General features: G+C 39.7%; 24 protein-coding genes. 15 read left to right on the forward strand and 9 right to left on the reverse strand.

Annotated features, from left to right (window positions below; genetic code table 11):
• The first annotated feature begins 55 nt into the window (after nucleotides 1-55).
• Nucleotides 56-865 (forward strand): diaminopimelate epimerase, encoded by an 810-nt coding sequence (gene dapF, locus AY601_RS19330; protein ID WP_068404151.1) that lies wholly within the window; start codon nucleotides 56-58, stop codon nucleotides 863-865.
• Nucleotides 866-889: 24 nt separating this feature from the next.
• Here dapF and AY601_RS19335 read toward each other — a convergent pair whose 3' ends face one another.
• From AY601_RS19335 to AY601_RS19355, 5 genes are all read right to left on the reverse strand, one after another.
• The gene (locus AY601_RS19335) at nucleotides 890-3,145 is read right to left on the reverse strand and encodes a helix-turn-helix domain-containing protein (RefSeq protein WP_068404153.1); all 2,256 of its coding nucleotides are present in this window, start codon (nucleotides 3,143-3,145) and stop codon (nucleotides 890-892) included.
• Nucleotides 3,146-3,284: 139 nt separating this feature from the next.
• Entirely contained in the window at nucleotides 3,285-4,403 is a 1,119-nt protein-coding gene (locus AY601_RS19340) for a M57 family metalloprotease (RefSeq protein ID WP_084359353.1), read from the reverse strand.
• A gap of 129 nt (nucleotides 4,404-4,532) precedes the next feature.
• Nucleotides 4,533-5,225, reverse strand: coding sequence for a response regulator transcription factor (locus tag AY601_RS19345; protein WP_068404157.1), 693 nt, complete (start codon nucleotides 5,223-5,225; stop codon nucleotides 4,533-4,535).
• A 13-nt stretch (nucleotides 5,226-5,238) separates the two neighbouring features.
• Nucleotides 5,239-7,065: a sensor histidine kinase gene (locus AY601_RS19350; RefSeq protein ID WP_068404161.1), complete on the reverse strand. Its 1,827-nt coding sequence runs from the start codon at nucleotides 7,063-7,065 to the stop codon at nucleotides 5,239-5,241.
• 149 nt (nucleotides 7,066-7,214) lie between these two features.
• Entirely contained in the window at nucleotides 7,215-7,583 is a 369-nt protein-coding gene (locus AY601_RS19355; protein ID WP_068404163.1) for a DUF3127 domain-containing protein, read from the reverse strand.
• Nucleotides 7,584-7,654: 71 nt separating this feature from the next.
• Here AY601_RS19355 and AY601_RS19360 point away from each other — a divergent pair, with 71 nt between their 5' ends.
• The 8 genes from AY601_RS19360 to AY601_RS19395 all read left to right on the forward strand — a co-directional run bounded on the left by AY601_RS19360 (nucleotide 7,655) and on the right by AY601_RS19395 (nucleotide 15,054).
• Nucleotides 7,655-8,860 carry a THUMP domain-containing class I SAM-dependent RNA methyltransferase gene (locus AY601_RS19360; protein ID WP_068404165.1) on the forward strand — a complete coding sequence of 402 codons (1,206 nt, stop codon included), beginning with the start codon at nucleotides 7,655-7,657 and terminating at the stop codon, nucleotides 8,858-8,860.
• Between the two features lie 326 nt (nucleotides 8,861-9,186).
• Nucleotides 9,187-9,438 (forward strand): helix-turn-helix domain-containing protein, encoded by a 252-nt coding sequence (locus AY601_RS19365; RefSeq protein ID WP_068404167.1) that lies wholly within the window; start codon nucleotides 9,187-9,189, stop codon nucleotides 9,436-9,438.
• A gap of 38 nt (nucleotides 9,439-9,476) precedes the next feature.
• Nucleotides 9,477-10,130, forward strand: coding sequence for an HD domain-containing protein (locus AY601_RS19370; protein WP_068407732.1), 654 nt, complete (start codon nucleotides 9,477-9,479; stop codon nucleotides 10,128-10,130).
• A gap of 45 nt (nucleotides 10,131-10,175) precedes the next feature.
• Nucleotides 10,176-11,432 carry a putative DNA modification/repair radical SAM protein gene (locus AY601_RS19375; protein ID WP_068404169.1) on the forward strand — a complete coding sequence of 419 codons (1,257 nt, stop codon included), beginning with the start codon at nucleotides 10,176-10,178 and terminating at the stop codon, nucleotides 11,430-11,432.
• Nucleotides 11,433-12,206, forward strand: a complete 774-nt coding sequence (locus AY601_RS19380; RefSeq protein ID WP_068404172.1) for a TIGR03915 family putative DNA repair protein — start codon at nucleotides 11,433-11,435, stop codon at nucleotides 12,204-12,206.
• A gap of 53 nt (nucleotides 12,207-12,259) precedes the next feature.
• Nucleotides 12,260-13,285, forward strand: a complete 1,026-nt coding sequence (locus tag AY601_RS19385; protein ID WP_068404174.1) for a sensor histidine kinase — start codon at nucleotides 12,260-12,262, stop codon at nucleotides 13,283-13,285.
• An 87-nt stretch (nucleotides 13,286-13,372) separates the two neighbouring features.
• Complete coding sequence (locus tag AY601_RS19390) at nucleotides 13,373-14,014, forward strand: DUF47 domain-containing protein (protein WP_068404177.1); 642 nt, start codon at nucleotides 13,373-13,375, stop codon at nucleotides 14,012-14,014.
• Between the two features lie 11 nt (nucleotides 14,015-14,025).
• Complete coding sequence (locus AY601_RS19395) at nucleotides 14,026-15,054, forward strand: inorganic phosphate transporter (protein ID WP_068404179.1); 1,029 nt, start codon at nucleotides 14,026-14,028, stop codon at nucleotides 15,052-15,054.
• A 61-nt stretch (nucleotides 15,055-15,115) separates the two neighbouring features.
• Here AY601_RS19395 and AY601_RS19400 read toward each other — a convergent pair whose 3' ends face one another.
• Entirely contained in the window at nucleotides 15,116-16,021 is a 906-nt protein-coding gene (locus AY601_RS19400; RefSeq protein ID WP_068404182.1) for an energy transducer TonB, read from the reverse strand.
• Entirely contained in the window at nucleotides 16,014-16,592 is a 579-nt protein-coding gene (locus AY601_RS19405; RefSeq protein ID WP_068404184.1) for an RNA polymerase sigma factor, read from the reverse strand. The genes AY601_RS19400 and AY601_RS19405 overlap by 8 nt, the downstream gene beginning before the upstream one ends.
• Nucleotides 16,593-16,746: 154 nt before the next feature.
• Between AY601_RS19405 and AY601_RS19410 the strand changes: the two genes are divergently transcribed.
• The 4 genes from AY601_RS19410 (at nucleotide 16,747) to AY601_RS19425 (ending at nucleotide 21,342) form a co-directional block, all read left to right on the forward strand.
• Nucleotides 16,747-17,562: a DUF4197 domain-containing protein gene (locus tag AY601_RS19410; RefSeq protein WP_068404187.1), complete on the forward strand. Its 816-nt coding sequence runs from the start codon at nucleotides 16,747-16,749 to the stop codon at nucleotides 17,560-17,562.
• Nucleotides 17,563-17,695: 133 nt separating this feature from the next.
• Nucleotides 17,696-19,054 carry a DEAD/DEAH box helicase gene (locus AY601_RS19415; RefSeq protein ID WP_084359355.1) on the forward strand — a complete coding sequence of 453 codons (1,359 nt, stop codon included), beginning with the start codon at nucleotides 17,696-17,698 and terminating at the stop codon, nucleotides 19,052-19,054.
• 92 nt (nucleotides 19,055-19,146) lie between these two features.
• Nucleotides 19,147-20,427, forward strand: a complete 1,281-nt coding sequence (locus AY601_RS19420) for a replication-associated recombination protein A (protein ID WP_068404189.1) — start codon at nucleotides 19,147-19,149, stop codon at nucleotides 20,425-20,427.
• A gap of 234 nt (nucleotides 20,428-20,661) precedes the next feature.
• Nucleotides 20,662-21,342, forward strand: coding sequence for an OmpA family protein (locus AY601_RS19425; RefSeq protein WP_198163558.1), 681 nt, complete (start codon nucleotides 20,662-20,664; stop codon nucleotides 21,340-21,342).
• Between the two features lie 90 nt (nucleotides 21,343-21,432).
• Here the strand turns inward: AY601_RS19425 and AY601_RS19430 are convergent, their stop codons facing one another.
• Nucleotides 21,433-21,777 carry a hypothetical protein gene (locus AY601_RS19430; protein ID WP_068404193.1) on the reverse strand — a complete coding sequence of 115 codons (345 nt, stop codon included), beginning with the start codon at nucleotides 21,775-21,777 and terminating at the stop codon, nucleotides 21,433-21,435.
• 133 nt (nucleotides 21,778-21,910) lie between these two features.
• Between AY601_RS19430 and AY601_RS19435 the strand changes: the two genes are divergently transcribed.
• Together AY601_RS19435 and AY601_RS19440 are read left to right on the forward strand one after the other, a co-directional pair.
• Nucleotides 21,911-22,927: a Gfo/Idh/MocA family oxidoreductase gene (locus tag AY601_RS19435; protein WP_068404195.1), complete on the forward strand. Its 1,017-nt coding sequence runs from the start codon at nucleotides 21,911-21,913 to the stop codon at nucleotides 22,925-22,927.
• Entirely contained in the window at nucleotides 22,927-23,706 is a 780-nt protein-coding gene (locus tag AY601_RS19440; RefSeq protein ID WP_068404197.1) for a zinc-dependent peptidase, read from the forward strand. Before AY601_RS19435 ends, AY601_RS19440 begins: the two co-directional genes overlap by 1 nt.
• A gap of 35 nt (nucleotides 23,707-23,741) precedes the next feature.
• On the opposite strand, the gene AY601_RS19445 is transcribed toward AY601_RS19440, so the two are convergent.
• On the reverse strand, nucleotides 23,742-24,731 hold the full coding sequence (locus tag AY601_RS19445) for an alpha/beta fold hydrolase (protein WP_068404199.1): 990 nt from the start codon (nucleotides 24,729-24,731) through the stop codon (nucleotides 23,742-23,744).
• Nucleotides 24,732-24,842 lie beyond the last annotated feature (111 nt).

The following is a 24,842-nucleotide window of genomic DNA, read 5'->3' on the forward strand; positions in this document are numbered from 1 at the left end:
TTAATACCAATACACCGATATTTGTGTCACCGAAGCATCCCTTAATTGTTAAAAAATGTTAAATACCAGACCTACCGATCCATTAAGACCACATTTCTATAAATATCAGGGTGCAGGCAATGATTTTGTCTTAATCGATAACCGCAACCAAACATTTCAATATAGGGATAATAATCTTGTTCACCAACTGTGTGACAGGCGTTTTGGTGTTGGCGCAGATGGTTTAATGCTATTGCAGAACCACTCAGAATACGATTTCGAGATGCTTTATTTCAATGCAGACGGAAACCTGGGCAGCATGTGCGGGAATGGTGGAAGATGTATCGTAGCCTTCGCTAAACATTTAGGGATCATAGACAAGCAAACGAACTTTTTGGCAGTAGATGGCCCTCATTATGCCAAAATTTCAGAAAAAGGAAACTGGGTCGATTTACAAATGATCGATGTCCATACAATCAGCAGAGACGGAGAAGCTTATGTACTGAATACTGGTTCTCCGCATTATGTAGCACAAGTGACTGCGCTTAAAGAAATGGATGTCTTTAAACAAGGTAGCGAGATCCGCAACAATGCGACTTATAAAAAAGAGGGAATTAATGTAAATTTTGTAGAAGACAAAGGTGACCATCTGTTTGTACGCACTTTTGAACGTGGTGTAGAAGATGAAACTTTTGCATGCGGAACCGGGGTCACTGCAGTTGCATTGGCTATAGCTAAAGATCAGGAAAAAACAGGGAGCCAGGTTACCGAAATAGAGGTATTAGGTGGCAACCTGCGTGTCGGCTTCCATTATGACGGACAGGAATTTACCAAAGTGTTTTTATGTGGACCCGCAGAACTGGTTTTTGAAGGAAATATCAGATAATATCCAAAACAGCCTAAGGGATTCTTAGTTTTCAGCCAGATGGGCAGCAATGCCTATCTTGATTTCGCCAAAAGTAAAGCTCTTACCCAAATGATCTCTGATGGGCGCCAGGCTCATGGTTTTCAGTTCCCTGATCGCCTCCAGGATATTTTCAAGCTTTTTGCGGCCTAAGATATCCTTCGCAGAAATCTCCTGTAAAGCAACATAATGCGCCAGGTGTCCTTCGATAGTTCCGATCACCATTTTCCGCTCTTCAGCAATCTCAATAATCGTTTTCCCTTTTAAAAATAGTTCCAGAGAGACCACTTTCGTATCTTCTTTTGGTGCTTTAGGCGTTGCTGTTTTCTTCGTTCTCTCCTTTTTAGCCGTAAAATCCAGCTTATTTGGCATCGCATAAACCGATTTCATTTGTGCTTCGCGCTCTTTTTGATTCAATAAAGAACCAACATCAGTTTTCGTGAAATCCGTTCCATTAATCGTAGCCTGTAACAGCCCGGTAGCCTTTCTTATCTTTTTAAATTGCTCATAAAACAACGATTCCATTTCCAGCAATTCAGTCAGGAAAGCGGTCACCTGCTTATCCTGTTTCACTAACTCCATCCTTTCAAAAATACGTTTGGAAAGATCCAGGATCAGTGGATTAAAATAGTTCTCTGCCGCTGTAGTTCTGACCAGCAGATTAGCCAGGCCATCAGCAGATTGGTCATTGCATAAACGCTGAAGCTGTGCAAGAAATTTATTCGCATTGGCTTTAATCTCACTCAGATCTTTTAGCAACAGTTGCGCCCACTTCACATGTTTTTGCTTAGCAGATTTATTGATATCCTTACTGTAAGAATGCACATGCTCATAAACATAGTTATCAAGCGGGGTCAAATCAAAACAGGTGATCAGATAGCTTTTCAGGAAAACCTGGCTCTCCTGAGTAATCTGCTCTTTCAATTCTTCTTCTTCCTGTTTGTTCTTAGAGAACAAAGCAACATTCTGGTCCTGTCTGATCCCAGTTCTGGAAATCTGAGAAGTCAGCACCAAACCGTCCAGCGATCGTAAACGGGACAAAGCCACATAAATTTGTCCGGGTGCAAACGCATTCCCAATATCAATGATCGCTTTATCAAATGTTAAACCCTGGCTTTTATGTACAGTAATTGCCCAGGCCAATTTAATCGGATACTGGATAAATTTACCAATAACCTCTTCTTCAATCTCATTGGTCACCTTATGATTGCTGTACCTTATATTTTTCCAGGTAAACTTCTCCAGGATAATTTTTTCTCTCTCCCCTTCTGTTTCTACCTCTATCCCGTCCTCGCCTAAACGGATAACTGTGGCTATTTTTCCATTAAAATAACGGCGGTCCCCACTCTGATCATTTTTGATAAACATAATCTGGGCACCCAACTTCAATTCAAGCATATGCTCGGCAGGATAAGAGTTTTCAGAAAATTCATCCTCTACCGTTGCCTTGAAAAAATAAGACTTCCCGCCAAGCTCTTCCAGACTCTTTTTATTCAAAGTATCTGCACGCTGGTTATGGGTAGTCAGGGTAATATACTTATCATTCTTTGCTGGCTCAAAACCGGCTTTATAATACTTTTCCAGCAGCGTGATATTCTCTGCTGTGATTTCATTATTTCTAAGGTTATTTAACAAATCTATAAACACAGAGTCTGCCTGTCTGTAAATCTTCTCCAGCTCAATGTATACCGGAGGATGATGATACAATGCATGTGCATCAAAGAAATACACACTCTTATAAAATTCGCCTAAAAGCTGCCATTCATTAGCTTTAACAACCGGAGGCAATTGATGAAGATCCCCGATAAATAAGACCTGTACCCCGCCAAAACTGGTATTATTCTTTCTGATATAACGCAATACCATATCAATCGCATCCAGTAAATCTGCACGCAGCATACTCACCTCATCGATGATCAGTAATTCAAGGTCTTGAAATATCCTTCTTTTAGTCGTGTTCATCTGTAAATGACGAACGATGGATCTCGGTGTATTGTACTGCTGATTAACAGGCTCAACAGCAGGCTGTTTAGGCAGATAAGTTCCAAAAGGAAGCTGAAAAAGTGAATGAATCGTTACTCCTGCAGCATTAATCGCCGCAATCCCTGTAGGGGCTACAATAACCGCTTTTTTATGGGTCAGCTCAATTAAATTTCTCAAAAAAGTAGTCTTCCCGGTTCCAGCCTTCCCGGTCAGGAAGATGTGCCTTGAAGTATAATTGATAAATTTAGCTGCCAGTTCAGCAGGGTTGTATTCACTCATATTTTGCACCGTTGTTGAAAAGCAAAGGTACTAAAGCTTTCTTTAAACTAATTAATTACACTTGGTAGTTTATTGTTAAATCAGGATGGATCCAGAATTTTACCAGCCCCATCCTGTTAATACTCAACATTTGCTTTGTTTAAACCGGACAGTTCCCTCCGCAATATTTAGACGGTGCAATGAAAGTAGCAGTTCTGGTTGTCCCATCCAGACTGGTTATTAAAACGCTCACAGGATAGGTATAAGGAGCTGTGCCACCAATGTTTTTCAAAATAACATTCACAGTTTGTGTATTTTGACCACTGGTAATTGTGGCCCCGTTACTACTTACGGTCCATACAAAAGTATCACCCAAAACCGATCCGTATACAGTAAATGAATATTCTTGCCCTCTATAACCACTGCCATACCCGAATATACGAGGCGTAGTAGTCCCATATAAATAGTTCAATGCAACAATATCATTGTTATTAAAAGTTCTGTTTCCACCATTTAAACAGGCCAGCATAAATGAACCCGCTTCAGCACCAGAAGGCGTACCTGGAATATATATAGCCCCAACAGTAGAAGCTCCTTCATTAACTGCCTGCCCGCCACAGCTGTAAGCTCTGTTTGCCAGATCAGTATGGCGCAGACCAATCGTATGTCCAACTTCATGCTGCAATACCGAAGCCAGATTCAATAACTCTGGATTTGTACCATATGCAGCTTCGTTAGTATTCATTCTGACCTCATTAAAGGGCTGCCCTGTTGCTGTTGGGAAACCAGATGACCCCAGAACAATCTGACCACCACCCGGGCCTTGATTAAATCCTACTACATTAATATCACCAATTGTACCAGTATTTGCACGTTGGAAAGAGATTTTCAGACCAAGCTGATTATACCTTTCAATCATTAAATTTGTCGCGTCACTATAAACCGCCGGTAAATTTGTAACTGATATCGTAAAAACCCGTGGTAAACCTTTCACCACATTCGTGGTCCTGTAGTGTTCTGTTTTAGCAATATTTAAAAGGTTAGTTGCCGGATTTTCATCCAGGATTTTTTCAGTCAAAAGGATATCGCCTTCTACTAAATAACCACCTGGCACTTTTTGAGCTCCGGCAGCGCTAAAGCCTAATTTATTAATTTTTGCCTTAGCTGAAGCTGATATTTCAGTATTCGTATCAACCGTTTTAGGGTTTTCCCTTTTTTGGCAGGCAACAAAACCAATAGTCAGCAAACCAACCATTAAGAGTAGATTTCTTTTTTTCATGAGCGTTAATTTAAATAAATTAATATAACCCTAATTTAAATAATTAACCTATAAATACAAAGAAACTATTATTAAATAAAAAAAAGCCGCCTTCTTTCCAGAAAACGGCTTTAAACAAAATATTTTTTACTAATTAATCAAAAGCTTATAGCCCTTACCATGCACATTCAGGATTTCCACTTTCGGGTCTTCTTTCAAATATTTACGAAGTTTGCTCAAGAATACATCCATACTTCTTCCGTTAAAGTAATTATCATCATGCCAGATACTTAGTAAAGCTTCTTCGCGGGTAAGCACTGCATTTTGCTTTAAACAAAGCAACTGCAACAACTCGGCTTCCTTGGTCGAAAGTTTCTGTTGCTGTCCGTTGTGCTGAATCAGTTGTGTCGTATAATCAAAAGTATAACTGCCAATCTGGAACTGAGACTGTACCGGCGCAGCTACTTTGGTTTCCTTAGCAGATACACGTTTCAGTAAAGCATTGATCCTAAGCAATAATTCTTCAATACGGAAAGGCTTTGTAATGTAATCATCACCCCCTAAATCATAAGCAGAGGCTTTATCTTCCATCATTGCCTTTGCCGTCGCAAAAATAATAGGGATATTTTCATTCACCTTCCTGATTTCCTTGCCCAAAGCAAAACCATCTTTTTTAGGCATCATCACATCAAGGATACATAAATCGAAAGCCTGTTTATTGAAAGCCCGGAGCCCTTCTTCACCATCAACACATAATACTACATCGAATTTACCCTTTAGCTGTAAATAGTCCTGCAGCAGCATTCCAAGATTAGGATCATCTTCTACCAATAGAATTTTCATAAGTAATAGCGTGTTATTTTAGGGGTATAATTATTTCAAATACTGTTCCTTTATCCTTTTCACTCTTCAACTTGATTGTTCCGTTCATCTGGGTAATGATATCCTGAACGTAATTTAAACCGAGCCCAAATCCTTTTACATCGTGTAAATTCCCGGTGGGCACTCTGTAAAACTGATCAAAAGCGCGTTTACATTGCTCTTTTGTCATTCCGATCCCTTTATCCTCTATATCTATAAACAGACATTTATGATCATTGCTTGTACTCAAGGTAATCTGAGGCGGATCGATACTGTATTTATTCGCGTTATCTATTAAGTTATAAATTACATTTGATAAATGCAGCTCATCCCCTGTCACTAATGCGTTGGATGCCTTAAGATTTAAGGTCAGGGTCGCTTCTTTTTTCTGCAACTGAAGGCTCATACTATCTGCCACTGCAGCAATCAGCTCATTCATTTCTACATCTTCCTCCTCTAATTTCAATTCCTTTTTATCCAGCCTCGCGATACTCAATACGCGCTCAATATGGTTGCCCAAACGAACATTCTCATCATATATAATTCCCGCAAGCCTGCTTACCCGTGTCTTGTCCTCCTGGATCTCGGGGTCTCTAAGCGCTTCACTTGCAATCATGATCGTAGAGACCGGAGTCTTGAATTCATGCGTCATATTGTTAATGAAATCAGTCTTCATTTCAGCGATCTTTTTCTGTCTTAATATGGCATAAAGTGTATAAGAGAAAATAGAAATCAGTACAATCAATAAACCTGCAGAAGAAGCCATAGTGACACTCAGATTATTGAAGATGGCAGCATTTTTATTCGGAAAATTAATATACAGCATTCCGGGGTCCCGTAGCACATCATTACTGAAAAGAGCCGTCTTATAAGTATTGGCCGGCAAAATCTCTCCTCTCAGAGAGGCTATTTTACGGAATACCAACCGGTCACTGACCAGACTTTTCAACCAGAAATCGTAATCAAGATTGATATTTTTATTAGCCAGTTCAGCACGAAGTAAAGTATCAAGCGTCTCTTTCGAAACACGCTGTGCCAATGGTACATCCAACTGGCTCATTTCTTTAGCCGCTGCTTCGATTACACTAAAACTGCCTTCGTCCAGTAAACGTACCGTATCTGCCTGCAACTCCTTTAAAGCGTGATTTCTTCGCCTGGTGGCAATCTCATCTTCTACCTTGAATTTTAACCGCATGTCCCCGTTCAAACTTGGCAAAGAAACCCTTAAAGGCCTGCTGTCGTAACGGCTATAAACCAGATAGCGGATACTATCTGGCAATTTTTTGGGCTCTATATCAAATGTTTTAACAGAGCCAAGCCTGAAAGTTTTCTGCACGTTACTTCCAATCATGTTCAGATTGGCATCAAAACCCACGTTCACATCTACATTTAATGGAGTTGTTGCCCGGTTTTCCAATGCATAAAAATCAGCCTCAGAAATTATAGTCGGGCTCAGGTACATTTTCCGGATCATCTCATCCTGATAATTAAGCTCGTCAATCATCTGCTTGCGCTGATCGTACTTTCTCTTTCTTTCTAATTCTTTATATTTCTGATCCAGGTCGATCAGCTGACGGGTACGGTCACGGCGCTGGTTCTCCGCTTTAATCCGCCATTCCAGATCTTTCTTGTTGATATGATTTACTGCATTTAAACGTTGTACCTTATCAGCAACAGCACTTAATACCTGGTTAACTTCCTGTTCAAAAAGCTGAGATTTTAGTATGTAGGCTTCCCTGATGTAATACAACTGCATTACAAACACGCCTAGCAGAGCTATGGTCATGAGGACGGTAATTAACCAAAGACTTCTCTTTTTCATTCTCGAAAGTCAAAAATAAGCATAGAGTAATGCAATAAGTTCTATTTTAACAAAATTTAACACGTAAGGTCCAAACTTTGGGGCCAAAAAAAAATGCCAGGAAATAATTCCTGGCATTTTTATACCATTTGATTTTTCTAAAAAGACGCTTAGAATGGCAGATCATCTTCCTCACCCGGTGCACTGTTTAAATCTGCAGGGGGAGCATATTGTGGAGTTGAAGCCGCTGCACCACTGTTCGTCAGTGCATTGATACGCCAAACTACTAAACTATTAAAATAAGAAACTTTACCCATTTTATCTGTCCACGGACGACCGCGCAGATTGAATGAAACTTCTACATCATCACCGGTTTTCAAGCTATCAAATAAAGCAGTTTTATCTTGTAAAGCCTCGAACCTGATATATTCAGGATAAGTTGGGTTTTCTGCATATTCAATAATGAGATCACGCTTTTTAAAAGTCTCACTCACCTGCTGTAATGCACCGATTTCGTGCACTTTTCCTTTTAATTCCATAACAATAACTCTTTTATTCTATTGACTAGTTCAAATCTCTATATTATTATTGATAACTTAGCACAATAATTATGCAAGTTTTCCACAACAAAAGTAAGGTTATTTTAACCTGTAACAAAAGACTTTCGCCTTATTTGGTAGAAGAGGTAAAAGCGCTTGGCTATGAAATCGTAAGAGATTTCCCTACGGGAGTAGAGCTTAATATCACACTGACAGAGTGTATTAAACTAAATTTAAACTTAAGATGTGCCAGCCAGATCTTATACTGTTTAAATAGCTTTAAAGTCAATAATCCAGAAGAATTGTACCGTGAACTGGTTGACATGCCATGGGAAGATCTGATTGATTTTTCAGGGTATTTTTCGGTGACTTCCAACGTAGATAATCCAACAATAACAACCCCTCTTTTCACCAATCTGAAAGTCAAAGATGCTATTGTTGACCGGATAAAAGACAAAAAAGGAATGCGTCCGAATTCAGGTTCAGATGCGAACAAAACTGTTGTTCACCTATACTGGAAAGACGATGAAGCAGATATTTTCATCGATACTTCAGGAGAAACTTTAGCGAAGCACGGTTATCGTAAAATCCCTGGAAAAGCACCTATGCTCGAAGCGCTTGCTGCAGGCGTGGTGATGAGTACAAACTGGGATCAGAAATCACCATTTATCAACCCGATGTGTGGTTCAGGAACACTGGCAATTGAAGCTGCTTTAATAGCGACAAACAGAAGACCTGGGTTATTCCGGATGAATTATGGCTTTATGCACGTTCTGGGTTATGATGAAGAGGTATTCTTCGCTGAACGCAGGATCCTTAAAGAACAGGTGATCAAAAATATTGACTTACAGATTGTAGCGACAGATTTATCTGAAGATGCGGTTGATATCAGTCGTAAAAATGCGCAGACTGCTGGTGTGGATACGCTGATTACTTTTGAAGTTTGCGATTTCGCAGATACACCGGTTCCTGAAGGTGGAAAAGGCGTTGTGGTATTTAATCCGGAGTATGGAGAACGTTTAGGTGTTCACTCTCAACTGGAACTAACTTACAAACGTATTGGTGATTTCCTGAAAAAAGATTGTAAAGGTTACAGTGGCTATATTTTCACTGGTAATCCTGATCTGGCTAAAAAAATTGGGTTAAAAGCCTCCCGCAAAGTTGAATTCTACAATGGTAAATTAGATTGCCGTATGATGGAGTATGAATTGTATGACGGTACGCGCAGAGCTGAAGAAGAAAGACCTCAGCCTAAAGAACATAAAACAGAAGATTAAATCTTTTTTTAATGCGATATAAAAGACTTGTTCAATTTGGACAGGTCTTTTTTTATGGGGTTTAAGAATGGCACTTGTATAGGGGTACTGTAGGGGTTGTGGTACACATTGAACTAGGGTTGAAGAACCGTTGAAGTAGGCTTGAAGTAGCCTGGGCTACTTCAAGGGTAGTCGAATACTAGTTCAAGGCTACTTCAATGTATACCACAACCTAGCCACAACCCCTACAATACCCTAACTTAACCACTATCAGGAATATTTCTTTTTAAATCTGAAATCCGTGCACTTTCCATTTACGTTAGTTAATCAACACACCAAAATAAATTATGAGAGACCTCTTGGAATTGAAACCGGAAATTGTAGCGGCTAACATCAGAAAAGTCAGAGAGTTTAGGAATTATACGCAGGATTACCTGGCGGCCAAACTGTCAATTTCTCAAAATGCTTACAGCAAAATTGAATTGGGCTATAGCAAGCTTACTGTTGAAAGATTATTTCATATTGCATCTGTATTGGATGTCAAGGTAACAGAGTTAATAGCGGTAGATCATAGCCGTGGCGTTCACCTGGAGCATTGATGAAATAATCAGGATTATAATATCTTTGTTTCATGCAAATGGACTTTGATATTATAAAAGAAAAAACAATCAGTTTTGTAAAAGATACCCTTCAGGGAGCAGAAGCCGGGCACGACTGGTTTCATATCGAAAGGGTTTACAAAACTGCTTTAAGTATAAATACGAAAGAGGGTGGAGATTTACTTCTGGTTACCCTTGCCGCTTTATTGCATGATATTGCTGACAGTAAATTCAACAATGGCGATGAAGAAATCGGGCCACGGCTAGCTGGAAATTTCCTGCGCACGCTCGGCCTTACCGCAGCTGTAATTCTCGAAGTGCAGCAAATCATCAAAAATCTGAGCTATAAAGCGAGCTTGGGGGAGATCGGTTTTTCTTCTAAGGAACTAGATATCGTACAGGATGCCGACCGTTTAGACGCGATCGGTGCTATCGGGATTGCCAGAGCCTTCACTTATGGCGGTTATAAAAATAGGGTGCTCTATGACCCGGAAATCAAGCCAGATCTGAATATGAGCAAAGAAGCATATAAAAATTCTGAAGCGCCGACCATCAACCATTTTTATGAGAAGCTGCTGCGCTTAAAAGACCTGATGAAAACCAGGACAGGAAAAGAACTTGCAGAACAGAGACATCAGTTCATGCTCCTTTACCTCAATCAATTTTATTCTGAACGGGAATGCGAAAGCTAAAATAATTAGTATTTAAATGCTACATTTGTTAGTAAATATAGCATTATGTCTGAACGTCTTAGAGAAAAGCTGAATATTCTGGCAGATGCCGCTAAATATGATGTATCGTGTTCATCCAGCGGAGGAAATAGAAAAAATGACAACAAGGGTTTGGGAAATAGCCATGCTTCTGGTATTTGTCATACTTACACGGAGGATGGCAGATGTGTTTCTCTGCTAAAAATTCTGCTGACCAACCATTGTATTTTTGATTGCGCTTATTGTGTTTCCAGAAAAAGCAATGACATTACAAGAGCCGCATTTACTGTAGAAGAAGTGGTAGAACTTACGATGAACTTTTACAGAAGGAATTATATCGAGGGGCTGTTTTTGAGCTCAGGAATCTTTAAGAATGCTGATTTTACGATGGAGCGTTTGCTTAGAATTGTAAAAAAGCTCAGACTGGAAGAGCGCTTCAATGGCTATATCCATTTAAAAACAATTCCAGGGGCAAGTGAAGAACTGATCAGAGAAGCGGGTATGTACGCAGACCGGATGAGTATTAACCTGGAAATGCCTACTGAAAGCGGCCTTAAATTGCTTGCTCCTGAAAAAACCCATCAGCAAGTGACCCAGCCGCTTGGCTTTATCAAAAATCAGATTGTACAGTTCAAAGAAGAGCGTAAACTCATTAAAAGTACGCCTAAATTTGTTTCTGCTGGTCAGAGTACACAAATGGTAATTGGTGCAACTCCTGAGACAGATCAGGAGATTATGCAGACCGCAGCACTGTTTTACAAAGACTTTTCCCTGAAAAGAGTCTATTATTCAGGTTATATCCCGATTAGCTACGATAACAGGCTACCGATGATCGGCTCCCAGCCTCCATTAATCAGAGAAAACAGGTTATATCAAACTGACTGGCTGATGCGCTTCTACGGTTTTCATGTCAATGAATTGCTGAATGACGCCAATCCGCACCTTGATATTGACATTGATCCAAAATTAAGCTGGGCTTTGCGCAACCTGCAGCATTTCCCGGTAGATATTAATGTGGCAGCTTATAAAGTCATTCTCCGGATTCCTGGAATCGGGGTTACTTCAGCAAAGAAGATTGTACAGGCGCGTAAATTCGGAAAACTGCGGATAGACCAGCTCAAAAAAATCGGAGTCGCTTATAACCGGGCTAAATATTTTATCAAATGTGCAGATAGCCCCTATCAGCTAAAAGATTACCAGGGAAGCCAGATTAAATCATTTATACAGGCTGAAAGTCAAAGTAAATATCTAAAGTACGATACCAGCCAGCTTATTCTTTTTTAGATGGAGAACTACGTATTTGACGGGAGCTTTGAAGGGCTGCTATGTGCGGTATTTAACTGGTTTGAGCGTAGGCCCGGGCAGGTCAAACTTCAAACTGAAGCTGTTTTTCAACCGGATGCTTTTGTGCCTTGTCTGCATATTGTGAACGAACGTGAAAAAGCAGACCGGGTATGGAAGGGTTTACAAGCAAGTTTATCTAAAGCCACACTCCGGAAGTTTTATTGTACTTATCTCTCTGAACTGGAAGAAGGCTATACTGCATTATTTGAGTTTGCCTGTTATCTATTTATTGAAGGGGCGGCTATAGAAAATAACTATGGCAATGCTTATGTTCTGGCTTTAAGTAAAATAGCTAAAAAAGTAGAGCGGGAGAAACATAGGATGGAAGCTTTTATCCGCTTTCAGCATAATGCTGACGGTATTTATTACTGTGGAATAGATCCGGATTTTAACGTACTGCCTTTAATTGCCACCCATTTCAAGAACCGGTATGCGGATCAGCAGTGGATTATCTATGACCTGAAAAGAGACTACGGTTTATTCTACGATCTAAGCAAAGTAGAAGAAATCAATATAGATTTTAATCAGTGGCAAAAAACAACCGGAATAGCAAGTGCTATCGTTTCAGAAAAGGAAGGCCTGTACGCCCTGCTTTGGAAAGACTACTTCAAAAGCACAAATATTCAAGCCAGGAAAAACACAAAGTTACATGTACAACATGTACCCAAAAGATATTGGAAATACCTCACTGAAAAACAATTTAAGCAGGATTAAGCCGAATTCTAAATTTAATATCCCGTTTGATTATTATCTCGTAAATTGCCCTTATGAAGTTAAGTGTCCTGGTTTTAATTACTGCGCTCGCAGTTGGCCTGTCTATCGGGCTGGTAAATTTCCATTTCCAGCAAAGCTGGTATTTTATGCTGGTCTCTTTCGCAGTTTCGTTTGTGACGAGTTTTATCATGTTTTATTATCTGCTGGAAAAATATATCTATTCCAAAATCAAACTGATTTATAAACTGATCCACAACCTGAAATTGGGGAAAGATCTGAAAGATGCATTGGGCGAATATGTGAGTACTGATCCGATCAATGATGTAGAAAATGAAGTTAAAGAATGGGCTGGTGCTAAAAAGCAGGAAATAGATTTGCTTAAAAAACAGGAACAGTTCAGAAGGGAATTCCTTTCCAATGTCTCTCATGAATTTAAAACTCCGTTGTTTGCGATACAGGGTTATATCGAAACTTTACAGGATTGTCTGCTTGATGATCCGGAAATGGCGGTTAAGTTTTTACAAAAGGCAGAGAAAAATGTAGAGCGACTGAGCTACCTGATCAATGACCTGGATGCAATTTCGAAACTTGAATCTGGCGAAGTGCCCATTGATTACCGGAAATTTGATTTCGTACTGCTGGCTAAAGAAGTGATGGAAGCCCTGGAAGACAAAGCAGGAAACAGAAAGATTCAGCTTTCCTTTAAAGAGAAATATATGCACCCGGCTTTTGTGAATGCAGACCGGGAGAAAATACGACAAGTGATGATTAACCTGATCTCTAATTCCATCAAGTATGGCAAAGAGAATGGATCTACAGCAATCAAGATCTTTGAATTGCATGATCAGTACCTGATTGAAGTGACAGATGATGGCATCGGGATCGATGAAAAACATTTGCCCAGATTATTTGAAAGATTCTATAGAATTGATTCCCACCGCTCCAGAGAAGTTGGCGGAACAGGCTTAGGACTGGCAATTGTCAAACATATCCTGGAAGCACATCAGCAAATTATTTCGGTGAGAAGTACCCTGCAAATTGGGACTACTTTTGCGTTTACGCTTCAAAAAATCGGTTAAGATTTAAAGAAATATTCCTTTTATGTTAACACTTAACACTAACTTAACATTGCGATCCTACTTTTGTAACCATATCTTATAGTTAACATGAATAATATTTTTAAGTTCTTTACACCAAAAGACAAAAAATTCCAACCGCTGTTTGAACAAGCCGGAAGTAATGTATTGAAGATCTCAGAAGCACTTTTTCTTGCTTTAAGTACCAAAGATCTGGAAAAAAGAAAAGAATATATAAAGGAGATTGAACGCCTTGAGCACGTTGGTGACGACATCACGCACTCGATCTTCTTAGAATTAAGCAAAAACTTTATCACACCTTTCGACAGGGAAGATATTCATGCATTGGCAAGTGCGGTAGATGATATTGCAGATTATATTCATGCTTCAGCAAGTAATATAGAATTGTATAACATCACGAATATCGGCGATGCCATGATTAAACTGGCTGAATTACTGGTTGAAATGTGTACAGATTTAGATAAGGCCATCAAAGAATTGAGAAGCTTTAAGAACATCCGTGTCATTGCTGATGCTTGTGTACGTATCAATAGTGGTGAAAATCAAGCGGATTATGTTTGTAATATCGCAATCGCAAGGTTATTTGAATTTGAAACCAATGCAATTGAACTGATTAAGCAAAAAGAAGTTCTTCAAACACTTGAAATGGCTACAGATAAATGCGAAGATGCAGCAAATGTGTTAGAATCTATATTGGTTAAAAACGCTTAAAATTCAACGAAATGCTTACACCCTTATTGATCGTCGTAATTGTACTGGCTATCGGTTTCGATTATATCAATGGCTTTCACGATGCCGCCAATTCTATTGCAACGGTTGTATCGACAAAAGTACTTACCCCTTTTCAGGCGGTACTCTGGGCAGCACTTTTTAATTTTGCTGCTTACTTCTACTTTACAGATCACAAAGTTGCAAACACTATTGCTAAAACGGTTGTAGAGAATTTCATTACCCTGGAGGTTATCCTCGCCGGACTTTTAGCAGCAATCACCTGGAATTTATTTACCTGGTGGTATGGTATCCCTTCAAGTTCATCACATACCTTAGTTGGTGGTTTCGCTGGTGCTGGTATGGCTAAAGCAGGTACATTGGGTTTTGGAATCATGTCAGCAATTAACCTGGCCCCAATTCTGAAGATTATCGCTTTTATTGTACTTGCTCCTGTAATCGGGATGTTTATTTCGGTAATCATTTCCATTATCCTGTTGCACCTTTCTAAAAATGCAAGACCTTCGGTTGCAGAAAAATGGTTTAAAAAACTACAGCTGATCTCTTCTGCAGCATTAAGTTTCACACATGGTGGAAATGATGCGCAAAAGGTAATGGGTATTATTTATGTAGCCATGGTTGCAGCAAAAGTATTAAAAACAGGTGATACAATGCCAGAATGGATTCCATTTACTTGTTATGCAGCTATCTCTTTAGGTACGATGAGCGGTGGATGGAAGATTGTAAAAACAATGGGTTCAAAAATCACGAAGGTAAATGCTTTTGAGGGCGTAGCAGCAGAAACTGCTGGTGCGGTGACTCTTGGGATCACAGAACACTTCGGTATCCCGGTTTCTACAACGCATACGATCACAGGTTCCATTGTTGGGGTTGGTTTACTAAAAAGAGTTTCCGCAGTAAGATGGGGAGTAACGGTAAGTTTACTTTGGGCATGGGTTTTAACTATTCCTGTCTCTGCTGTCTTAGCCGCTATCATTTTCAAACTTGTTGATTTTTTCTTCCCGGGTTTGGGAGTTGTATAGAAACGATAAAATTTACGAAAACATAAAAAGCCCTTGAACGCAGCGTTCAAGGGCTTTTTCTTTAAAACGCAATGGTATAAATTACCCTGCTTTCTTTATCTTTGGGCCGTTCCCATTTGGGGCCTTCTTTAATCAGCCTGATAGCTTCTTCATCAAATTGTTTATCAATGCCTTTGGTTACTTTTAAATCAGCAGGATTTCCTTCGTTATCTACTAAAAAGCTTAATTCTACCAGTCTGTCCCCTGTACCACGCAATTTATTGTTATCATTCAGGTAAGTGTCCAGGTTTACCCAGCCACCAACTGGAGTGGATACGGACTCAACTGCTGTAGAGACTGCTTCTTTTGCCACTACCTTACTCATTCTGGCCATGGCCTGTACCGGGACATCCGCTGTGACTGTGCTATCTGCTGGTTTAACCGGTGCACCTTGCATTGCATAAGGCTGTACAGAACGATCTATGACTACGTCATTTTGTAATTCTCCTGAAGGGGTAACCTGTCCTGCAGTTACGGGTTTAGTTTTTGCAGCCGGAACATTGGCGGCATAAATATCATTCTTTGCAGAGTCAATCACAGCCTGAGCTGGTGAAGGTGCAATATTTACATCTACTTTTCTCGGCTGGTTTTTAGCCATTTCTTCACGCTTCTCTCTGTCCTTCATGAAGAACATGATACTGACTGAGATAAACATCACAGCCGCTGCTGCTGCGACACTTAAACGCTGCCAGGTGAATACAGTTTCCTTCTTGGTCACCTGCTGCTGCGCAATACGCTCATACAGTTGTTTTTGAAGCAAAGAGACATTTTGCACTGCTCTTCCGCGTGATTCACTTAGCCCTGCCAGTGCCTGGGCAACGAAAGGATCTTCCAGCGCCTGCTTCTCAATTTTATGCATAGCTTTGCTATCAAGCTTACCATCCAGGTAATCTTCCAGTAATTCTATATCTAACCAATCGTTATTCACTGCTGTTTTTCTCTATACAAATTTTCAAATTCCTTTTCCCGTTTTGAATATAGCTCTTTACTTTGACCAGCTCAAAACCTGTGATTTCGGCAACTTCTTTATAACATTTTTCCTGAAGATAGAACAAGTCAACGCTCTTGCGCTGTTCTTCAGTAAGGGTCTCCATACACTTTTCCATTATGGTCAACTGCGTTTCTTTGGTCTCGTCTATATCCAGATGCACAAAGTCGGTATTTTCCACAAAAGTATCATCAATAGACACCGTATTGTTCTTAGCTAACTTCCTCAACGCCATTAAACAATGATTTCTGGTTAACACGTGCAGCCAGCTTTTGAAATTCTGCACTTCATGAATTTTTAATTTTAAGACCAGTTCCTCAAAAATCTGCATGACAGCATCTTTACTGGCTTCTTCTTCCTTGAAATAGTTGAGACAGACCCCGTAAACCAGGTGCATATACCGGTTATAAAGCATCCCCAATGCATCCAGACTTCCTGTACTTTTGTACCGCAAAAGAAGTGCTGCGTCATCGGGATCCTTGATTCCTGTTGTATTCTTTATAAATTTCAATTGTATATAGTGGAAAAATCTATTCAAGTATAAAAATATTTTCTGACTCTGCGCTTGTTTAAATTTAGAAAAGCAACAGTATACAGGCACATAAAATTGATAATCAGCATTTAATGGCCAGAAATTTGCTTACTATTGACTTATAACAACCATCATGAATAAAATCAAACTCGCGTCCCTGGCTTTTGCAGCCATTGCATTCAATAGCTATACTGCACAAAGTCAATCTCTTGGGAGCCTATTAAAGAAAATAAAATCTGCTACAGAGACCAAGCCCGCCACTACACAAACAGCCACTAAAACCGTAACGCAAACAAACGGGACAACCACTACAATTTCTACAGTGGTTAAGCCTACAAATTCAGAAATAGGGACCGGAATTAAGCAGGCATTAGAAGCAGGGATTTCTAAGGGGGCCGACCAGTTGTCTTTGAAGGATGGCTTTTTAGGAAATATGGCTGTTAAAATTTTATTCCCACCTGAGGCACAGAAAGTAGAAAAAACGTTGAGAAGTATTGGACTGGGTTCCCTGGCAGATAATGTGGTAACCAGTTTAAACAGAGCAGCAGAAGATGCAGCGAAAGAAGCCAAGCCAATTTTTGTAGCTGCAATTAAACAAATGACGATTACTGATGCGACTAATATTTTATTAGGCGGTGAAAATTCAGCAACTGAATATTTTAAAAGGGCAACTACAGCACAGCTTTTAGAGAAATTCAGACCTGTTGTGAATGCGAGTTTAAGTAAAGTCGGTGCAGCCAGATATTGGGGCGACGCAACTGGACAGTACAATAAATTACCATTGGTTAAACCTGTTACGACTGACCTTAATGCCTATGTAACTCAAAAAGCAGTGGAAGGGATGTTTATTCAGGTCGCACAGGAAGAATTGACAATCAGAAATAATTTAGGCGGGCGTACAACTTCTGTACTTCAGAAAGTATTTGGATACGCAGATCAAAAAAAATAAAAATTAATCAGCAGATTAATTTAAATTCAGCTAAATATTGATTGCAAGCTTTATAGCCCTTAAAAAAATCTACATTAAGATAAAAATAAAGGCTACTTTTATGCAGAACAATTACGAATAACATACAAGTATATTGGATTTTAAAGATTTTAATTTTAACCCTGATTTATTAGAGGGTTTATTAGCAATGGGTTTCAGAAATGCAACCCCCATACAACAGGAAGCGATTCCCCTTATCTTAGCAAAAAAAGACTTGATAGCGTGTGCCCAGACGGGAACAGGTAAAACAGGTGCTTATTTGCTGCCGGTCATGAATATGATCAGTCAGACGGAGAACCGACATAACAATACCCTTATCCTTGCCCCGACACGTGAACTTGCGCAGCAAATTGATTTGCAGGTTGAAGCACTTTCTTATTTCACAAATATCAGCTCACTGACCGTTTATGGTGGTGGAGATGGTATTGCTTACGAGCAACAGAAAAGGAGCATGCGTGAAGGAGTTGATATTATCATTGCTACACCGGGAAGGCTTATTTCTCATCTTTCTTCAGGTTTACTGAAGCTGGATCAGTTACAGCATCTTGTTTTGGATGAGGCAGACAGAATGCTCGACATGGGTTTCTATGATGATATTATGCGCATTGTAAGTTTCCTTCCGGAAAAAAGACAAACTGTATTGTTCTCTGCAACAATGCCTCCTAAAATAAGAAAGCTCGCGGGCACTTTATTGAAGGACCCTGAGCAGATCAGCATTGCAATCTCTAAACCAGCAGCAGGAATCAATCAGCAGGCTTATATCGTACATGATAGTCAAAAGGTAAAATTACTGACTGAGCTGATGAAAAATGTTGATTTCCCTAGTATTTTGATTTTTGCTTCCACCAAAGAAAAAGTTAAAAACCTGGGTAAAGTTTTCCGTGGCCTTGGATTTAAAGCAGAAGCTTTCCACTCCGATCTTGGACAAAAGGAAAGAGAAGCTATCTTATCAGAATTTAAGAATAAACGTGTTCCGGTATTGATTGGTACCGATGTACTTTCCAGAGGGATAGATGTAGAAGGGATTTCATTGGTGATCAATTTTGATGTACCACATGATCCTGAAGATTATATTCACCGGATTGGCCGTACAGCGAGAGCTGCGACTACGGGCACAGCCATTACCTTAGTGAACGATAAGGATAAACGTAAGTTCGCGAACATTGAAAAGCTGATTGATAAAACTATTGAGAGAATGCCTCTACCTGAACATTTAGGGGAAGCACCAGTAGAAACTGCAGCAACTTCGTCTTCAAGACCTGAACATAACAGAGACAGAAAAGCCCCTCAGCGTAAGTTCTGGAAAAAGAAACCTAAAACTGAAGGTTCTGCTGCAAAAAGTGAAGGAACTGCTGCAAAAACTGAAGGTTCCTCTTCAAAGCCTGAAGGTGTCGCATCCAAAGCAGCAGGTGCAGAACCCAAAACAGCAGGTGCAGCTCCAAAAGCTGAATAATATAAAAACTGTTTATGCTTATTTTGTAAACTTTAAGCAGTTCTAAGGCAGGAGCAATTTTTATTGCTCCTGTTTTTTTTATCTTTACATTTATGCAAAACCTTCCTCCATTAGCAGAGCGCATGCGTCCGCAGAATCTGGACGAATATGTTGGACAACAACATTTGGTAGGACCGGATGCTGTTTTACGCAAAGCGATACAGAGTGGTCAGCTTCCTTCAATGATCTTCTGGGGCCCTCCGGGAGTCGGAAAAACAACATTGGCCTATATCATTTCTCAAACGCTTGACCGCCCTTTTTTTAACCTGAGTGCAATCAATTCGGGGGTTAAAGATATCCGCGAGGTTATTGATAAGGCAGCATTATTAAAAGATAGTTTTCTGGGTTTGCCGCTCTTATTTATTGATGAGATTCACAGGTTCAGTAAATCACAGCAGGATAGCTTACTGGGCGCCGTAGAACGTGGCCTGGTTACTTTAATTGGTGCGACAACAGAAAACCCTTCCTTTGAGGTGATCTCCGCTTTACTGTCCCGCTGCCAGGTCTATATTCTGAAGTCTCTGGATGAAGATGAACTTTCTGGTTTATTGCAGACAGCCATCAGGGAAGATGTGACGCTGAAAGAAAAGAAAATTACCATCAAAGAGCACGAGGCTTTAATTCGATTATCTGGTGGTGATGCCAGGAAATTATTAAATGTTCTCGAAATTGCGGTAAACGGTATTGGTGGTGATGTCATTGTGCTCACTAATGAAAATGTATTGAAACATGCGCAGCAGAACCTTGCTTTATATGATAAGGCGGGCGAGCAGCATTATGATATTATCTCTGCCTTTATCAAATCAATCAGGGGAAGTGATCCAAATGCCGCGGTTTATTGGCTGGCCAGAATGATTGAAGGTGGTGAGGATCCGCTATTTATTGCCAGACGTTTGCTTATCCTCGCTTCTGAGGATATTGGAAATGCTAATCCGAACGCTTTATTATTAGCAAATAATTGTTTTCAGGCGGTCAATGTGATCGGTTATCCTGAAGCCCGGATTATTCTCTCACAGGCGGTAACTTATTTGGCTTCATCAGTCAAAAGTAATGCAGCATACGAGGCGATTAATAAAGCGCAACAATTAGTTAAACAAACTGGTAATTTACCTGTTCCGCTACACATCAGAAATGCACCGACTAAATTGATGAAAAACATAGGTTATGGAAAAGACTATAAATATTCTCATGGTTATGAAGGTAACTTCGCTGCACAGGAATACTTGCCCGATTTAATTAGCGGAACTAAATTATATGATCCTGGTCATAACCCGGCAGAAGATAAACTCCGCGAAAAGTTAAAGCAGAACTGGAAAGATAAATACGATTACTAGCCTCAGCAGTGATTAAACATTTGTGCCAGTTAATTACCTTTTTTAAAACAAATTGTACAGAATTGTAGTCAATCTCAATATTTTCATACAATCTCCTATTGGGTATACCTGATCTCCTATCAGCTATACCCGGAAATTTAGACAAAATCTCTGTCTTATGACAAGAAATCACAAAAAACTTACAATTGGCATTACCTTTGATTAAATGCCTTTATAAACAAATAAATTATTATCATGATTACTTCGAAATTTAAAATAGCTGCATTCAGCATCGCCTTATCCTTAACCGCAATGGGTTTTCAAGGATGTGACAGTTTAACAAAAACACAAAAAGGAGCTGGTATTGGTGCTGCTGCTGGTGGTGTTTTGGGTGCTATTATTGGCAAGAAAGCAGGTAATACAGCAATTGGTGCTATTTTAGGAGGTGCAATCGGTGGTACTGCTGGTGGATTCATCGGAAAACGTATGGATAAACAAGCAGCTGAAATTCAGAATGCAATTCCAAATGCAGAAGTAGTACGTGAAGGTGAGGGTATTATCGTGAAATTTGATAGCGGTATCTTATTTGATTTTGATAGTGCAAACTTAAAAGCACAAGCAAAAGATAACGTAAAATCATTAGCCGGATCACTGTCAAAATATCCTGACACTGAAATTAAAGTTATTGGCCATACAGATAATAAAGGTACTGAAGCTTATAACATGAGCCTTTCAGAAAGAAGAGCAGCAGCTGTTAAAGCTTATGCAGTTACACAAGGTGTGCCATCATCACGTTTAACTACGGTAGGTAAAGGTTTCTCTGAGCCAATTGCAGACAATGCAACTGATGCTGGAAGAACTGCTAACCGCAGAGTTGAGATTGTGATTGTAGCAAATGATCAATTGAAAAAACAAGCGCAACAAGCTAACAACTAAAAATATTAAGATCTACCTATTTTAATAAATAGAAAAAGCCGGAGTAATTATACTCCGGCTTTTTTGTAGAGATAGATTTTTTATCCTGTCTTATTGATAGATATCTTCGAAATAATGAATGGCCAGAGATTTTAAAAGCAATTCCTGCTCCATCATGGCAAATGAAGGAACTTGTTTGACCAACTTCCAATGTGGCCATCCGTCCTGATCCAAGCCTTCAAGCTCATAAAATCCCATTTCACTCATTAAACGGCAGGTGGCGATATGCATCAGCTCTTCTTTTTGACGTTTGCTATACTTACCTGGCCCCTTACCCAATTCCTGAACACCTATCAAAAACAACATTACCTTTAAATCAGGTATATCTGAATCAAATTCTTCAGCAATCTTTTGCTGTAGAACTTTCCATTTTGCGTGAATTTCTGCGGGTTTCATATACAAAGATAAAAAATATAAGAGCCTGCCTCCTATTTATTGAATAAATACAAAGGGTTAAATGGTTTATGACAATATTATTAAAACATCGATTTCTGGATTGACTAATTTAGCTGCTCAAATAGCGTAATTGATGACTAAAGTAATCTCGACTGGCCTGATGGCCTATGGCATGTCCGGCAAAATATTTCACAGCCCTTTTCTGACTGCACATCCAGGGTTTAAACTCCATGCGGTGACAGAACGTAATCAAAAAAATGCAGAGAAAGATTTTGCAGGGATCATCAGTTATGACAGTATTGAAGAATTACTAAACGATAAAGAGATCGAACTGATTGTCGTCAATACGCCTAATAATACACATTATGATTATGCCATACAGGCCTTAAATGCGGGCAAGCATATCTTGGTGGAAAAGCCGTTTGCAGCAACTTCTGCAGAAGCTATTGAAATATTTGAATTAGCTGAAACCCTGGATAAGAAAGTATTTGTTTACCAGAACCGCAGGTGGGACAGTGATTTCGTAGCCGTAAAAAACATAATTAAGAGTAATAAGCTAGGTAAACTCTCGGAAGTTCACTTCAGATTTGATAGGTATAAGGCAAGCATCGGCGTAAAAAGCTTTAAAGAAGAACCGGTTGCAGCCAGTGGTTTACCATATGATCTGGGACCACATTTAATAGATCAGGCCATCAGTCTTTTTGGCAAACCGTTATCATTTCATAAGATATCAGGCAGAAACAGGAAAAACACAAAGGTTGATGATTTCTTTTCCATCCATTTGAGCTATCCGGATAGTTTAAATGTTTTTGTACATGCCAATATGATGGTTACTGATATCCAGCCTTCTTTTGTTTTACACGGGGAAAGTGGAAGTTTTATTAAAGAACGGGCAGATGTACAGGAAGAACAATTGTTAAAGGGAATTAAGCCTAATGAGCCTGGTTTTGGAATTGAAGCCAAAGGAAAAGAAGCAGTATTCACTTTAATCAGTGAAAATGGAGAAAGGACTAAACGCCTGGTTCCTTCCAAGCCTGCCAGTTATATCTCTTTATTTGAAGCGGTATATCAATCCCTGGTTAATAAAGAGCCTTATCCAATACGCGAAGAGGATATCCTGGTACAACTTCAAATCCTGGAAGCAGAATAATGACGCCATATCTGATCTTACTCGCCGCATTTATAGTTGCCTTGTATTTCATCTTCCGCAATAAAAAATCTAAACAGACTGCTCAAAATAAGATGACTGAAACTGACCGGCAACTGTTGTTGAGCCATGTAGCTTATTATCAGCACCTGGACCAGAACAACCGGTTAAAGTTTGAGCAAATGCTTCTGGACTTTTTAAGTTATGTCCGGGTAGAAGGCATTGATCTTGTCCCTGATGCCACAGACCGTTTATTAATTGCATCAAGCGCAATTATTCCAGTGTTTGGGTTTGGCCAATGGAAGTATCAGAATCTCCATGCTGTAATTTTATATCCTGATACTTTTAATAAAGACTTTCAATTTGAGGGTGGTGACCGGAATATTCTGGGAATGGTTGGGACAGGTTATATGAATGGACAAATGATCTTGTCGCGCTCTGCGCTATTGGAAGGGTTTTCTATCAATGCGGATAAGGAAAACACGGCTATTCATGAGTTTGTACACTTACTTGACAAATCGGATGGGGCAACAGACGGCATCCCTGAAAACCTGATGCCGCATCAGTATATTATTCCATGGGTAAAGATGATTCACCAGGAAATCAGTAAAATCGAAGCTGGAAAATCAGATATCAATCCTTATGCGGTGACAAATGAAGCTGAATTCCTTGCAGTGGTCTCAGAATATTTCTTTGAAAAGCCAGCGCAATTCAAAGAGAAACATCCTGAGCTATATCAGATTCTTGCAGCAACTTTCTCGCAAGATCCGGTAAAGAAATAAATGGAGAACCTGCCTTCGCAGGTTCTTGTAACTGACTATAATCCGCCCAATAAGGCGACTGTAAATTCTGTAGGCACTTCCAGGTGAGGAATGTGGCCACTACCATCAAATTCAATCAGCTTAGCGTTCGGTATCCTTGCTGCAATTTGTTTCCCCAGTAGTTTATATTGTCCATGAAGCGCTTGCTGCTGAGGGCTTAATAAGCCTTTGCCCACAATTGTTTTGTCTTCTTTACCAATAAAAAGAACTGTTGGAACAGTGATATTCTGGAATTCATAAACAACAGGCTGTTCGTATATCATGGTAAAGGTCATCGCTGCTACTTTTGCCCAGCGTGCATAATCCGAGCTGAATGTCACTCCCGCAGCAATCCTGACCAATTCATCATATTCTGGTTTCCATACGGTGAAGTAGGAGCTTTGATAGTATTTTTTGATACTTTCTGCTGTAGCTTTCAGCTCTGTTTTATATTGTTCTTCTGTTGTTGCATAAGGGACAAAGGCACGGTAATCTTCCAGCCCGATCGGGTTTTCCAATAAAAGTTTTTCTGTAGTCTGCGGGTACATCAGCGCAAATCTGGTGGCTAACATCCCACCCATAGAATGGCCAAGAATATTTGCTTTCTGAATCCCTAGCGTATCTAATAATGCTTTATTCCAGCGTGCCAGCTGATGAAAGCTGTAATGAATAAATGGTTTAGAAGATTTCCCAAATCCGATCTGATCTGGCACAACAACTCTGAATCCTCTGCTGGTTAAAGCCTTAATCACATTAGTCCAGTAGTATCCGCCAAAGTTTTTACCATGAAATAAAACTACAGTTCTGCCATTTGCATTTTGCAAGGGTGCGATATCCATATAGGCCATCTTGATATCTTGCCCTTCGGTATGGATGGGAAAGTATTTTACCGGATAAGCGTATTTTACATTTTCTAAGGTAATAGACAGTGTATCTGCCTGTTGCGCAGATGCGGATAAAGACAAACAAAATAAAAGGATTGCTGGTAGCAGTAGTTTTTTGAACATATGATCTCAATCGTTTAGTACCTACAAACAAAGCAGGAAGCTGAAAGTTCTAAAACTAACGATTATTTTACAAGAAAACCCCGTTCCTTAACAGGAATCGGGGTTTCGTTA

Source organism: Pedobacter cryoconitis (assembly GCF_001590605.1).
GTDB lineage: Bacteria > Bacteroidota > Bacteroidia > Sphingobacteriales > Sphingobacteriaceae > Pedobacter > Pedobacter cryoconitis_A.